The following is a 14,311-nucleotide window of genomic DNA, read 5'->3' as shown; positions in this document are numbered from 1 at the left end:
CCCCGGATCGCAGGAAAGCCGACGCCTTGAAGTGCGGACCTCCGCCGGCTTGCCTGCGCGGAGGCCGTTATTCGCTCGAACCGGCTTTCGGCAGGGCCACCCATTCGGCGAGGAAGGCGTCGCGGCTCTTCGCCGCCTCGTCCTCATCGATCTTGAAGACCTTGATCGAGGAAAGCTCCGGCAGCTTGACGTAGTCGGAGACCTTGATGTCGGTGCGGCTCGGGCGGCGGAAGGCGACCTTCAGCAGCTCGATCTGCGCGTCCTTGGACAGCAGCGCGTCGATGGCCTTCCTGGCATCGTCGCCGGCCGGCGCGCCCTTGACGAGAGCGGAATATTCCGGGGTCGTGAAGGTGCCGGACGACGGATAGACGATGCTGATCTCCGTCTGGCCGCCATCCACATAGCTGTAGCTGTTCGTCTCGAAGGTGATGCCGGCGGCATATTCGCCCATCGCGACGCCCTTGGGCACGGCCGAGGACGACGAGGAGACGACGAGGTTTGCGACGAGCGCCTTGTAGGTCTCCGCGTCGAGGAGCTTGGAAAGACCCCAGACGATCGTGTAGCCCGTCGAGCTGTTTGCCGGATCGGGCAGGATGATACGACCCTTCCATGCGGGATCGGCAAGGTCCTTCCAGTCGGCGGGCGCGGGCGAGCCGTCGAGCTGGTCGGTATTGACCATCACGGTCACGACATGGAGGTTCGCGGGCTGGAAATAGTCGTCGGCAACGCGCAGGTCCGCGGGAACGACGGAAAGCTCCGGCGAGGAATAGGGCTCCAGCACGTCCTTGAAGGCGCCCATCGTGTTGGCCGAGGACGACCAGAAGACATCGCCCTGCGGGGCGGCCTTTTCCGCCTCGATGCGGCGCAGCAACACGCCGCTGCCGCCGGTGATGATGCCCGTCGTCAGGCCGGCCTTGTCCTTGATGACGGCCTGCGCGGCTTCGACGGCTGGCACCGGATTGGTGGTGTAGATCACCGGGTCGGCAGCTTCGGCGCCCGCGGCGAGGCCGGCGAGCAGGAGCGTGGTTGCGGCAAGTTTCTTCATGGCAGTTCCTCTCTTTCTTCTGGTTCTGGGCTTCATTTCGAGGCGAACAGGTCGACCTTGAACAGGGTGGTGGCGACGACGACCGGCACGAGGATCACGGCGACGAGCACCAGGCCATAGGCCGAGGCATAGGCCATGAGGCCGGAATCGATGAGCCGGAAGATCTGGATCGGCAGCGTCTCGCGGCCGCCGGAATAGACGAGCAGGGAGGCGGAAAGCTCCGAGACCGTCGTCGTCCATGTCAGGATCGCGGCCGAGGCGACGGCCGGCAGCATCATCGGCAGCACGACGCGCAGGAAGGTGCGAAACGGCGGCGAGCCGAGGCTGATCGATGCCTCCTCGATGGAGTTGGGGATATTGTGCAGGATCGCCTGGCCGTTGCGCATGCCGAAGGGCATGCGGCGGATGACGTAGGCGAGCACGATGATCGTCGACGTGCCCGTCAGCGCCAGGAAGCCGCCGTTGAACGAGGCGAGCAGGCCGACGCCGAGTACCGTGCCCGACAGCGCCAGCGGAATGGCCGAGACATAGTCGATCAGCGGCGTCATCAGGTTCGGCTTCTTGACGACGAGATAGCTGACCAGCGTCGAGAAGGCGACGGAGATGACGGTCGCGATGCCGGCATAGAGGATCGAGTTGACCAGCGGGCCGGGCGCCGTGATGAAGACGCGCGCCATGTTGTCGAGCGTCCATTCGCCCCAGCGCATGACGGGTCCGCGCGAGACCGTGAAGGCGCCGACCGCGATGGTCACGAGCGGCAGCAGCGAGATCGCGACGACGATGCCCGCCGCGCCGCTGACGAGGACGCCCTGCGCCCCCCTCAGCGGCTGCGGCCTGGCCCCTCTCCCCTGGACGATCTCGTAGCGGCCCCTCGCGATGACGCGGCGGTTGAGGAACAGCACGGCCATGACGATCAGCACGGAGGTGCTGGCGAGCGTGCTCTGCATGGTGAGGTTGCTTGCGCCCTCCGCCACGGCCGCCTGGTAGATCGCCACCGACAGCAGCCGCACGTTGTGCCCCAGGATGGTGGAGATGGCGAAATTGCCGATGACCATGGTGAAGACGAGCAGCGCGGAGGCGAGGATCGCCGGCCGGATGACCGGCAGCATGACATGGATGCGCGAGCGGGCCGGCGCGGTGCCGAGGCTCTGGGCGGCCTCCTCCAGTTGCGCGTCGAACTTCCCGATGGCCGCCACCGTGCCGATATAGACATAGGTGTAATAGATGAAGCTCATCGAGGTGATGAGGCCGAACCAGCCGTAGAAGCTCGGGATGAAGATGCCGTAGCCCTTCAGGAACCGGGTGATGACACCGTTGTTGCCGAGGATCATCAGCCAGGTCTGCGCCGTCACCACTTCCGGGATGACGAGCGTGATGAGCGGCAGCAGCGTGATGAACAGCTTGCCGCGGAAGCGATAGCGCGCCGAGACATAGGCGAGCGGCACGCCGATCAGCGTCGAGAACAGCGTGACGACGGTGGCGAGCAGCAGCGTGTTGCCGATGGCCGAAAGGTTCTGCCGGTCCTCCAGAAGCTGCAGCCAGCCCGAGCGGCCCTCGCCGAGGAAGCTCGCGGTGAAGATATAGAGGAGCGGATAGAGCACGAAGACGCCGAGAAGGGCGAGCGCGAGGGCCGAAAGCCAGGGCCAGGGGGTGCGGAAAGCCGAGTGGTTCATGCGCGGATCACCCGTGCGGCTGCGGGATCGAAGCCCAGGTGGATGGACGCACCCGGCTGGAAGGCATCGTGCCCCGCGCCGTGCATCTCGGCATTGAGCACGAGGCCGCCGGCGCATTCGACGCTGTAGCTGGTGCGCGATCCGAGATATTGCCGGCCGCGGACGGTCGCGGGCAGCGACTGCCGGCCGGCAACGGGCGCCGCGGAAATCGCGAGGTCTTCCGGCCGCAGGACGAGCAGGCCCTTGTCCGCCGGCCCTTCCAGCGCGTCGGTCGCCACGAGGCGGGTACCGGCGACTTCGACCTCGACAAGGCCGGAGGCAGTGGGACGGACCGGGACTTCGGTGCGGTTGGCCGCGCCGACGAAATCGGCGACATAGCCGGTGCGCGGCGTCGCATAGATCTGCTGCGGGGAGCCGAGCTGCTCGACCTTGCCCTTGTTCATCACGCCGATGAGATCGGACATGGACAGGGCTTCCTCCTGGTCGTGCGTCACGAAGACGGTGGTGATGTTGGCCTCGCGCTGCAGCTCGATGATCGTCTCGCGGATCTGCACGCGCAGCTTGGCATCGAGGTTGGAGAGCGGCTCGTCCATCAGCAGCACGGCCGGCTTGATGACGAGGGCGCGGGCCAGCGCCACGCGCTGGCGCTGGCCGCCGGAAAGGGCGGCCGGATGGCGCGACAGCACATGGCCGAGGCCGACGCGCTCCAGCGCGGCCTTCACCTTCTGCTCGACGCCGGGGCCCTTTTCGCCGCGGGCGCGAAGACCGTAGGCGACATTGTCGGCGACCGTCTTGTCGGGGAAGAGGGCGTAATCCTGGAACACCATGCCGATGGCGCGCTTGTGCGGCGGCAGCTCGGTGACGTCGCGGCCACCGAAGCGGATCTGGCCGCCGCTTGCCGGCGCGAAACCGGCAATGGTGCGCAGCAGCGTGGTCTTGCCACAGCCGGACGGGCCCAGCAGCGTAAAGAAGCAGCCCTCGGGAATATCGAGGGAAAGGCCGGAAATGACGGTCTCGGCGCCGTATTTCACCGAGAGATTTGAAATCGCTATGCCCATGGTTTCCCCTCTTTGGTCTTTGAGACTATGCGCCGGAAAGGGCGGCCGGAGCCGCCTTCAGGTCCGTGATGAGTTCGAGCGCCTGGCGGTGCACCCCGGCGTCCCCTGCCCCAAGCAGCTGGCCGGAGCTTTCGAGCGTCAGCGGAGCGCCCGCCCAGTCGGTGACGATGCCGCCCGCGCCCTCCACGATCGGCCGGAAGGGCGCGAAGTCGAAGACCTTCTGGCCGCCATCGATGGCAAGGTCCGTGCGACCGTCGGCCAGAAGGCCGTAATTGAGGCTTGCCCCGCCATAGGCGCGCGCGCCGGTCACCGCGCGCAGCCGGTCGAGCGCGGGGCGCTCGGCGGGGGCGAAATAATCCTGGTTGCTGTTGGTCATGATCGCCTGGCCGATCTCCGGGCAGGACCGCACGCGGATGGGACTGCCGTTGCGCGTCGTCTGCCGGCCCTCGGCACCGACCCAGCGGGAATCGATGGCCGGAATGTCGATGATGCCGAGCCGCGGCACGCCCCCGACGGCAAGCGCGATCAGCGTGCCGTAATAGGGAAGGCCCGCGATGAAGGCGGTCGTGCCGTCGATGGGATCGAGCACCCACACGTAATCGCTGCCGGGACGCACCCAGTCGCGCTCCTCGCCGATGATGCCGTGGGCGGGGTAGCGGGCGGAGATCATCTCGCGAAGGCGATCCTCGATGAGGATGTCCATGGCGGTGACGAGGCTGCGGTCCGCCTTCACCGAGACGTCGACGCGCGCCATGCCGTTTTCCCTCAGAACAGTGCGGGCGACGTCGGCCAGCTCCACGGCGAAGGCCACATGCTGTTCTTCGATGAGGGCGGCGCTGGTCATTCTCTTTCGACACTTTCCCGTTTGTCGGACAGCCGCCATCGTTCCCGCCTGGGACGCGGGTCGACGTGCCGGGCCAAGGGGTTCCGACCGATTGATGGATATGGGGCGGGCCATTCCGGCCTCTGCGATCTTCCTACATTCAAATCGCCAATGTGGCAATATGTGTTTTAGTTGGCAAAGTGAGTTTTTATGCGGCAAGCGATATGGCGCTTGTGGCAAAGATGGGCATCGCCTATCAATATGTGCAGCAAGGGAGGGCTCCGGCATGTGGCAGGAAGAGCGTCAACAGAAAATCCGTTCGCTGCTCGCCGCCTACGGCCAGGTGTCGATCGACCGCATCGTCGAGGATTTCGGCGTCTCGCGCGAAACGATCCGCCGCGACCTCATGGACATGGAGATCGCGGGCGAACTGAAGCGCGTGCGCGGCGGGGCGGTTCCCATGGTGGCGCGCGAGGACACGACCTTCGGCGTGCGCATCACCCTGCGCCGGCAGGAGAAGCGCGCGATCTGCGCCACGGCGCTCGGCTATCTCGAAAGCGGCCAGACGATCTTCATGGATGCGGGCGCCACCACTTCCACCATGGCCGAGGCGCTGGCCGGCCCCACGGGGCTCACCAATCTCACCATCCTCACCAACTCGGTCGACGTCGCCAGCCAGCTCACGGAGCGGCCCGGCGACCTTTCGCGCGGCACCCGAGTCATATTGCTTGCCGGCAACGTGAAGCAGGACCCGATGGAGACCTATGGCGAGGCGACGATCAACGACATCCAGCGTTACCGCGCCGATGTCGCCCTGCTCGCCCCCTGGGGTGTCGACGCCACGATGGGCGCGATGAACTACTTCCTGCACGGCGCCGAGATCGCCCGCGCCATGGTGCGCAATTCCGGCCGGACGATCATCCTTGCCGACCATTCCAAGGTGGGCGTCGTCAGCCGCTCGGTGTTCTGCGAGACGGGCGAGATGGCCCATCTCATCACGGATGCGAAGGCCCGCCAGAAGCCCGGCTTCGAGGCCCTCGCCGCCGCCGTGCCGGGGCTCGTCGTCGCCGGTGAATGACAAGCTGTGAATCTCCGGGCCGGGTTACAGGATGAAAAAGGAATGTAGCTTATCTACATTTCTTTTGACAAATGTAGATTTCTTCACTATACCCAGGATCACGCACGGCGAGTGAGACCTGAAAGCCCCCATGGCTTTTGCAGGGGCCGTGGCGCACATCTGGAGGAAATCGAAAATGAAACGCCGTTTCGCGCTGGCTTCAGCGCTCGCAGTCCTGTGCTCGCATGTCTTCACGGCCGGTGGCGCCGCGGCAGCGGGAATGACCGTCTATTGCCCGATGTCGGAAGACGATTGCGGCGCCGTCCTGAAGGCCTTCAAGGACGATACCGGCATCGAGGCGCAGTTCGTGCGCATCGGCGCCGGCGAGATCCTCGCCCGCATCCGGGCGGAGAAGGCCAATCCGCAGGCGGGCCTCTGGCTCGCGGGCGCTGCCGACAACTTCATCCAGGCCGCGTCCGAAGACCTGCTCGCCCCGCACAAGGCCGCCGGCATCGACAAGGTCGATCCTCGCTACACCGACAAGGAAGGCCGCTGGACGCCGATCTCGCTGTCGCCCATCGTCTTCGCCTACAGCCAGCAGGTTCTCGACGAGATCGGCGCCAAGCCGCCGACGAGCTGGAAGTCCTTCGCCGATCCGGTCTTCAAGGACAGCGTCGCCCTCGCCCACCCGGCATCCTCAGGCACGGCCTATGTCGCGCTCGCCTCCATGGTCCAGCTCGACGGCGAGGAGCCGGCTTTCGATCTGATGAAGGAGATCGACAAGAACGTGGTGCAATATACCCGTTCGGGCGTCGCCCCCTCGCGCATGGTCGCCAACAACGAGATCGCGCTCGCCATGGCCTATACGCAGGACATCGAAGCAGCGCTCGCGCAGGGCTATCCGGTCGGCTACTCCTTCCCCGAGGAAGGCACCGGCTTCGAGGTGAACGCCGCCGCCGCCATCGCCAATGCGCCGGAAGAACAGGCCAAAGGCGCTGCCGCCTTCCTCGACTGGATCCTGACCGAAAAGGGCCAGGCCGCCATGGGCGCCACTTTCCGCGGCCCGATCGTGCCGGGCTACAAGAACCCCGAAGCGAAGATCGACCTCTCCAACGTGAAGATGATCGACTACGACTTCACCTGGGCCGGCGAGAACCGCGCACGCCTGCTGGAGCGCTACGAGAACGACGTGCGCCACAAGGCCGACGCCAAGTAAGGCGGCAGGTCCCAACAGCAGGCAGGAGCATTCCCGGCTTTCTCCGGCTCGGGAATGCTCCGCCCCTTTGTCTCATGCGATTCCGAGCGGAAGGCCGTTGCTGGAATTGCCCAAGGAGCCCCCAATGACCCTCGTTTCGCAAGCGGCCCCGTCCGCAAGGGCCGGGACGTCGCCGGCATTCCTGCGCAAGATCGTCGTCGATCCGTGGCTGTTCGGCATCTTCGCCCTCGTCACGCTCTCCGTGCTGGTCTTCGCCGCCCTGCCGATCTTCGTCGTCATGAAGCAGGCCGTCGTCACCGACCGCGGGTTCGATCTCGGCGTGCTCGTCGACACGCTGTCCCAGTCCTTCGTCTGGACCTCCTTCGCCAACACGCTGATGCTCGGCGCCACCTCGGCGATCATCGCCACCGCTGCCGGCTTCCTGCTCGCCTTCACGGCGACCCGTACCACCATGCCGGGGAAAACCTTCGTGCATGGCGTGGCGCTGCTGCCGATCATCTCGCCGCCCTTCGTCATGGCGCTGGCCGTGGTCATCCTGTTCGGCCGCTCCGGCCTCATCACCCGCGAGCTGCTCGGCATCCGCAACGCCAATGTCTACGGCTTCCATAGCCTGGTGCTGATCCAGTCGCTGGCCTTCACGCCCATCGCCTATCTCAATATCCGCGGCATGCTGCAATCCATCGACACGGCGCTGGAGGATGCTTCCGCCTCGCTCGGCGCTTCGCGCTGGACGACCTTTTCGCGCGTCACGCTACCGCTCGTCACCCCGGCGATCCTTTCCTCGACGCTGCTCGTCTTCGTCAAGTCGGTCGAGGATTTCGGCAATCCGATGCTGATCGGCGGCAACTACAACACGCTCGCCGTCGAGGCCTATTCGCAGATGGTCGGCTATTTCAACCTGCAGGCCGGCGCGCTGCTCGCAAGCCTCATGCTGGTACCGTCCATGACCGCCTTCCTCATCCATCGCTACTGGGTGAGCAAGCGCAGCTATGTGACCGTCACCGGCAAGCCCTCCGCCCAGACGATCCGCATCTCCGGCGGCGTGGTCGTGCCGCTGGCGCTCGGCTGCTATGCCATCGTCTTCGCCATCCTGCTCTTCTACCTGACGGTGGTCTACGTCTCCTTCACCAAGCTGCCCGGCGTCAACAACACGCTGACGCTGGACCACTACGCCACCGTCTTCACCGCCGGCTTCCAGACGCTCACCAACTCGCTGCTGCTCGCCGGCATCGCAACCCCGGTCACCGCCGTCGCCGGCATGCTGATCGCCTATCTCCTGATCCGCAAGGCGTTTCCGGGCAGCTTCCTCTTGCGCTGGGCGACACTGTTCTCCTTCGCCGCGCCCGGCACCATCCTCGGCATCGGCTATGTCAGCACGTTCAACGCCGCGCCGCTGCTTCTGACCGGCACCGCCTTCATCGTCGTCGCGGCGATGGTGGTGAAGAACCTGCAGGTCGGCATCGAGGCGGGTTCCAACCAGCTGCGCCAGATCGACAAGTCGATCGAGGAGGCCTCGACCATCCTCGGCGCCTCGAACACGCGCACCTTCTTCCAGGTCACGCTGCCGCTGCTGAAACCCGCGCTGTTCACCTCGCTCTCCTACGCCCTCACCCGTTCGCTGACGACGCTGTCGGCGGTGATCTTCCTCGTCTCGGCCAACTGGACGCTGATCACCGTCACCATCCTCTCGCAGGTGGAGACGCTGAAGCTCGGCGTCGCGGCGGCCTATTGCAGCATCCTCGTCTTCGTCGTGCTCGCCATCCTGGCGGTCATGCAGCTCGTTCTCAATTCGGCATCGAAGAGGTAAGCCCCATGTCGAAAGTCGTCTTCTCCAACATCACCAAGCGCTTTCCCGGTGCCGCCGGCGCCACCGCCGTCGACAAGCTGAACCTCACCATCGAGGAAGGCACGCTCGTCACCCTGCTCGGCCCCTCCGGCTGCGGCAAGACGACGACGCTGCGCATGCTCGCCGGATTCGAGACGCCGTCCGACGGCACGATCACCATCGGCGGCCGCGACGTCACCAACGTGCCCGTCAATGCCCGCAATGTCGGCATGGTCTTCCAGAGCTACGCCCTCTTCCCGCACATGACGGTGCGCGAGAACGTCGAATACGGCGTGCGCCTGCTCAGCCTGCCGAAGGCCGAGATGAAGGAGCGCGTCGACAGCATGCTCGATACCATGGCGCTCGCCCAATATGCCGACCGCTCGCCCTCGCGGCTTTCCGGCGGCCAGCAGCAGCGCGTGGCGCTCGCCCGCGCCGTCGTCACCCAGCCGAAGGTGCTGCTCTTCGACGAGCCGCTCTCCAACCTCGATGCCCAGCTTCGCGAGCGCATGCGCGACGAGCTGCGCGCGATCCAGCTCCGCCTCGGCATCACCAGCCTCTACGTCACCCACGACCAGAGCGAGGCCATGGCGATCTCCGACCGCGTGGTCGTCATGCGCAACGGCGTGATCGAACAGGACGACTCGCCGCTCAACGTCTATTCGCGCCCCGGCACCGGCTTCGTCGCCGAGTTCATGGGCAAGGCGAACATTCTTCACGGCAAGGTCGAGGCGGTCGATGAAGCGACGGTGCGCGTGCGCATCGCCTCGACGGTCGCCTTCACGCTCGCCCGCGGCAACCGCGCCTTCAAGGTTGGCGAGGCGGTGCGCTGCGTGGTGCGGCCGGAGCATATCCGCGTCGATGCCGAAGGCACGATGGAGGCGAAGGTGCGCCGCGTCGTCTTCCAGGGCGCCTATGTCGAATATCTCACCGATCTCGAAGGCCAGGAATGCGTCTTCCTCGACACGGACTATTACAAGTCCGGTGTCGCCGAGGTCGGCCAGACCCTGAAACTCTCCATCGACAGCCGGCCGGTCTGGATCCTGCCGGAAAATGAAGCAGCCGCATTGGGAAAAGCAGCATGACCCTCTCCAACCCCGTGACCAACGACATCAAGGACCTCATCGCGACCGTCGCCTGCGAGGCCGCGCGCGCCGCCGGCGCGGTGGCGCACCGGGGCTTCGTCGATGCCAGCCCGGAAAGCCTCGCGACCCAGCAGAAGGCCGGTTTCTTCGATATCGTGACGGCCTCCGACAAGGCCGCCGAGCGCGCCGCCTGCGACGCGATCTGGTCGCGCATCCCCGCCTCCCGCATCCTCGGCGAGGAAGGCGGCTGGCAGGGCGAAGGCGACACGACCTGGATCATCGACCCGATCGACGGCACCAGCAATTTCGCCTCGGGCCTGCCCTTCTTCTGTGTCTCGATCGCCGCCTATCACAGGGGCGAGCCGGTCTGCGGCGTCGTCTACGATCCGGTGCGCGACGAAATGTTCCTGGCGGATCGGGGCCGGCTGACCCTCAACGGGGCCGCCGTCCCGCATTTCCTGCGCGGGCGCAGCGACCGAGAGGTCGAGGTGCTGACCAACGCGCCCTACGAGGGCGAGCGCCCCTCCCGCGCGGCGCAGGAGGCCCATGCCGACCTCGTCAATTCGTTCCGGGCCGTGCGCCGCCTCGGCTCCTGCGCCCTGCACCTTGCCTATGTCGCCGTCGGCCGCGTCGCCATCGCCTACGAATCCAAGTTCAGCGCCTGGGACATCGCGGCCGGCATCCAGCTCGTCCAGGCGGCAGGCGGCGAGGTCCATGCCCGCGACGCGGAAGGCCGCATCGTCGAGCCGCGGGAAGACACGCTCGGTTCCGTCAAAAGGCTCGTTGTGGCGCAGTCCGGTTTTGACTATCAATCGTCCTGCCTGTCGAGGCTGATTGCCGACGGCACGTTGTAACCTTGGCGCGAGAGAAGCCGATGCCGGAACGAAGGGGTCCATGCTCGATCTGATCAGGCAATCCCTGTCGCAATTCACGCCCGCCGAACGCAGGATCGCCGAGGCGATCCTCGATACGCCGAGCACGGCCATCACATGGTCGATCACCGATGCGGCGCGGATCGCCAAGGTCAGCGAGCCTTCGGTCATCCGCTTCTGCCGGCGGCTCGATTGCGACGGCTTTCCGGATTTCCGCCTGAAGCTCGCCCAGCAGCTGGCCGTGCGCCAGGCGCCGGCGAGCCCGGCGGAAAACGGCGACGACCCGTTCACCGGTCTCGTCGACGACATCTTCAACCGCGCGGTCGAATCCCTGCGGGAAGCCCGGCTCGACCTCGATCTCGACGGCTTGCGCCGCGCGGTCGACATGCTCGCCGCCGCGCGGCGCATCGATGTCTACGGCTATGGCGGGTCCGGCTTTCTCGCCAGCGAGGCGCAGCACCGGCTCGCCTCGCTCGGCATGGCGAGCGTCGCCTATGCCGACCCGACGCTCCAGATGGTATCCGCCCCGCGCCTTACATCGCAGGACGTGCTCTTCGTGCTCTCCTTCTCGGGCCGCACGAGTTATCTCATCGCCAATATGGAGATCGCCAAGAAGGCCGGCGCGCGGATCCTTTCCATAGCGCCCGGCGGCTCCGTCGTCGCCTCGCTCGCCGACGAGAACATCAACCTCAACGCCTACCGCGCCGCCAGCCACCCCCTCATCGTGCCGACCGGCCGCGCCTCGATGTACGTCCTCCTCGACGTGCTGTTCACGCTGCTGGCCCGGACCTAGGCGGACTGCCAACCATCGAAAAATCATCGGCGGCACGAAGGACGCCCGTCGCCCTTCGTGCGTGCTCGATCGATTAAAAACCGACGCGGCGGCTCTCCTGGATCGTTTTGTTGCGCATCATCGCAGCACGTGATGCGATTCTGCGCATTCCGGGCGGCGTTCCGGCGCGTTTTCATGCCTTCCTTCCGAATAGGGCTTGCTTCCGCCTGCGATTGTGGCGGGATTGCGCATGTCTTCTGGTGCAGATCCCCATGAAGGGGATCGCCATTCGGATCGGAATGGGGAATGAAAGTACACGTACCGGGCACCGCCAATCTCGACGCCCTGCTGGTCGACTGGATCGACCATGACGGCCGCATCTGCGCCGTCAACGCGATGGAGGCACGCGAGCTCGCCATCGCGATACAGCAGGGGGAAAGCGTGCCGCTGGAGCGCATCTACAGCAGCACCTCGGCGCAGATGCTGCGCGGCGTCGCCCGCGACGGCCAGCCGTTCGTGTCCGGGCTCGCCGTCTGGGTGAATTCGCCGCAATATAGCGAAATCCCCATGATCGCCACCGTGGTCTCCGATCCGGGCCGCGGGCTTGCCGTCATCAAGCAGCCCTTGCCGGAAAGCGTGCTCGGCATCGGGCCGGAGCTCGCCGAGCGGGTGGAAATCCTCTCGCAGATGATCGGCGCAGCGACGGAAGCGTGCTGGTGCATCGAATTCCTCGAGCCGGTCGACACGGCGCTCGCCGAGGACGAGATCGTCGAGCGCATCTTCTCCAACCAGAGCCGCTGGCGCGCCTGCAACGAGGCGATGGCCCGGCTCTACCGGGTGCCCGAAGGGCTCGATTTCAATATCCAGCCGGTCTCGCGCTATTTCCCGGCGACCGAGATCAACCGCCGCATGGTGCGCGACCTCGTGCGCTCCGGCTACCGCCTCGACCGCGCCGCCGCCGTCGACCGCCGGCACGACGACAGCGAGATGCTGGTCGAGAACGATTTCCGCGCCGCGATCAAGGACGGTTTCCTCGTGCGGCTCTGGGGCACGACCCGCGATATCGGGGCGCACCGCCAGCGCGAGCAGCAGCTCGCCGACCGGGCGGACACGATGCAGGACATCCTGAGCGCCGCGCCGGACCCGATCCTCGTCATCTCCGAGGACGGTCTTCTGCTGGCGACCAACCCGGCGGCGGAGAGCGTCTGGGGACGCACCGCCGAGCAGGTGCTCGGCCGGCCGTTGCAGCAATTCGTCGAAACGCGCAATGCGCTCGACAAGCTCCGTCAGGCGGCCCTTGCCGGCGAGGAAAGCGACGGCGAATGCGACCTTGCCGTCATCGCCGCCGATGCCAGCCGTGACGTCTGGCGCTTCCGCGCCGCGCGCATCGAGGGCGAGATGCGCCGCTACGTGCTGACCGCCCGGCGCAAGAGCCGCCGCAGGGCGCGCGGCCTTCTGCAGGAGGCCGCATCGTGAAATTCTACGCCAACGACCTCACCACATCCGGCCAGCGGCGCCTGCGTCCCTCCTTCATCGACGAGCCGCAGTTCGGCGCCTTCCTCGAAGCCTTCCCCGACGGCGTGGCGCTGCTGGAGACCGACGGCACCATCAAGCTGGTCAACGGCAAGCTCGAACTGCTGCTGAACCTCGCGCGCGGCGACCTCGTCGGCTCGGATCTGGCGAAACATGCCAAGACGGCCGGCCCCCTCGTCCAGAAGCTCGCGAGCGCCCTGCGGCAGCTCAAGCGCACCGAGGTTTCCGGCACGCTCAATTCGCAGCGCAACGTCACCGCCTCCATCGGCATCCTGCGCACGCCCGACGGCGGCGCCTATGGCGCGCTGCTGACGATGCGCGAGACCGGGCGGCACAGCCGCGGCTACGAGCGCAGCGATCATTTCCGCTTCGAGGCCGAGCCACTGCCGGCCGCCGGCGGCGGTGGCCCCGTGCTCACGCCGCGCCTCGGCACCATTGCGCGCCGGGCCGCGACCGCCATCGAGCGCGGCAGCGCCGTGCTCCTGACCGGCGAGACCGGCACGGGCAAGACAGAGCTTGCCCGCTTCATCGGCAAGGCCGGCGCCTCCGATGCGCCGCCCTTCGTCCACGTCAATTGCGGCATGCTGAGCGACGCGCAGTTCGACGCGGAGATGTTCGGCATCGAGCCGGGCTCGGCGCTCGACACCTCGACGCGCGGCAAGCTCGGCTTCGTGGAGGCAGCCGACGGCGGCACGCTCTTCCTCGACCAGGTGACGGACCTTTCGCCCGTCTCGCAGATGAAGCTCGTCGCCTTCCTCGAAAGCCAGACTTTCAGCCGCCTCGGCTCGATGCAGCGGCGCAAGGCGCGCATCAGCCTCGTCACCGCCACCAATGCCGACCTGCCGGACCTGATCGGGAGCGGCGCCTTCCGCCGCGACCTCTATTACCGCATCGCCGTCGTGACGCTGGAGCTGCCGGCGCTGCGGGACCAGCCGGAACTGGTCGCCGCGCTGACCGAGAACGTCCTGCGGCGGCTCAATGCCGGCCGCACGCCGACGCTGCAGCTTTCCGCGGCCTTCACCAAGCGGCTTTCCGCCTATGCCTTTCCCGGCAACGTGCGGGAGCTGACGAACATCCTCGAGCGCGCGGCGGCGAGCGCCGAGGACATGGCGCTCGCCGAGCACTTCATCGTCGCCGAGGGGGCTGCGTCACGGTCTGCCCCTGCCCGCCCGGTCGGCGATGGGGAGACATCGCCGCAGAGCTTCCGGGACCTGATGCAGGCCTTCGAAAGCTGGGTCCTGGAAAAATCCATCGCAGAGCATGGAAGCAAGAGAGGCGCCGCCAAGGCGCTCGGAATCGATATCGCCACCCTCGTCCGAAAGACAAAGCGGGCGAAATGACCAACCAAAGAC

12 protein-coding genes are annotated in these 14,311 nt (G+C 66.5%); 8 read left to right on the top strand and 4 right to left on the bottom strand.

Features of this window, described 5'->3' with window-relative positions; translation table 11 throughout:
• Positions 1–67 precede the first annotated feature (67 nt).
• From ACZ48C_RS18790 to ACZ48C_RS18775, 4 genes are read right to left on the bottom strand one after another with little or no spacing between them, the layout of a single operon-like run.
• Positions 68–1,045 carry an extracellular solute-binding protein gene (locus ACZ48C_RS18790; protein ID WP_464783631.1) on the bottom strand — a complete coding sequence of 326 codons (978 nt, stop codon included), beginning with the start codon at positions 1,043–1,045 and terminating at the stop codon, positions 68–70.
• Positions 1,046–1,077: 32 nt separating this feature from the next.
• Positions 1,078–2,718, bottom strand: coding sequence for an ABC transporter permease (locus ACZ48C_RS18785; protein WP_464783630.1), 1,641 nt, complete (start codon positions 2,716–2,718; stop codon positions 1,078–1,080).
• Positions 2,715–3,776, bottom strand: coding sequence for an ABC transporter ATP-binding protein (locus tag ACZ48C_RS18780; RefSeq protein ID WP_464783629.1), 1,062 nt, complete (start codon positions 3,774–3,776; stop codon positions 2,715–2,717). Before ACZ48C_RS18780 ends, ACZ48C_RS18785 begins: the two co-directional genes overlap by 4 nt.
• Before the next feature lie 25 nt (positions 3,777–3,801).
• Positions 3,802–4,620, bottom strand: a complete 819-nt coding sequence (locus ACZ48C_RS18775) for an inositol monophosphatase family protein (RefSeq protein WP_464783628.1) — start codon at positions 4,618–4,620, stop codon at positions 3,802–3,804.
• Between the two features lie 265 nt (positions 4,621–4,885).
• Between ACZ48C_RS18775 and ACZ48C_RS18770 the strand changes: the two genes are divergently transcribed.
• The 8 genes from ACZ48C_RS18770 to ACZ48C_RS18735 all read left to right on the top strand — a co-directional run bounded on the left by ACZ48C_RS18770 (position 4,886) and on the right by ACZ48C_RS18735 (position 14,299).
• On the top strand, positions 4,886–5,677 hold the full coding sequence (locus ACZ48C_RS18770) for a DeoR/GlpR family DNA-binding transcription regulator (RefSeq protein WP_318914266.1): 792 nt from the start codon (positions 4,886–4,888) through the stop codon (positions 5,675–5,677).
• A gap of 175 nt (positions 5,678–5,852) precedes the next feature.
• Positions 5,853–6,872 (top strand): ABC transporter substrate-binding protein, encoded by a 1,020-nt coding sequence (locus ACZ48C_RS18765; protein ID WP_464783627.1) that lies wholly within the window; start codon positions 5,853–5,855, stop codon positions 6,870–6,872.
• Positions 6,873–6,996: 124 nt separating this feature from the next.
• On the top strand, positions 6,997–8,679 hold the full coding sequence (locus tag ACZ48C_RS18760; RefSeq protein ID WP_464783626.1) for an ABC transporter permease: 1,683 nt from the start codon (positions 6,997–6,999) through the stop codon (positions 8,677–8,679).
• 5 nt (positions 8,680–8,684) lie between these two features.
• Positions 8,685–9,782, top strand: a complete 1,098-nt coding sequence (locus ACZ48C_RS18755; protein WP_464783625.1) for an ABC transporter ATP-binding protein — start codon at positions 8,685–8,687, stop codon at positions 9,780–9,782.
• The gene (locus tag ACZ48C_RS18750; protein WP_464783624.1) at positions 9,779–10,636 is read left to right on the top strand and encodes an inositol monophosphatase family protein; all 858 of its coding nucleotides are present in this window, start codon (positions 9,779–9,781) and stop codon (positions 10,634–10,636) included. Before ACZ48C_RS18755 ends, ACZ48C_RS18750 begins: the two co-directional genes overlap by 4 nt.
• 40 nt (positions 10,637–10,676) lie before the next feature.
• Positions 10,677–11,447, top strand: a complete 771-nt coding sequence (locus ACZ48C_RS18745) for a MurR/RpiR family transcriptional regulator (RefSeq protein ID WP_463619909.1) — start codon at positions 10,677–10,679, stop codon at positions 11,445–11,447.
• 285 nt (positions 11,448–11,732) lie between these two features.
• On the top strand, positions 11,733–12,902 hold the full coding sequence (locus ACZ48C_RS18740) for a PAS domain-containing protein (RefSeq protein ID WP_464783623.1): 1,170 nt from the start codon (positions 11,733–11,735) through the stop codon (positions 12,900–12,902).
• Positions 12,899–14,299: a sigma 54-interacting transcriptional regulator gene (locus ACZ48C_RS18735; protein WP_464783622.1), complete on the top strand. Its 1,401-nt coding sequence runs from the start codon at positions 12,899–12,901 to the stop codon at positions 14,297–14,299. Before ACZ48C_RS18740 ends, ACZ48C_RS18735 begins: the two co-directional genes overlap by 4 nt.
• The last annotated feature ends 12 nt before the right edge of the window (positions 14,300–14,311 follow it).

Source organism: Shinella sp. 1A1, assembly GCF_055379515.1.
Note: the sequence above shows the minus strand (reverse complement) of the source record. Positions and strands in the feature narration are given on the sequence as shown.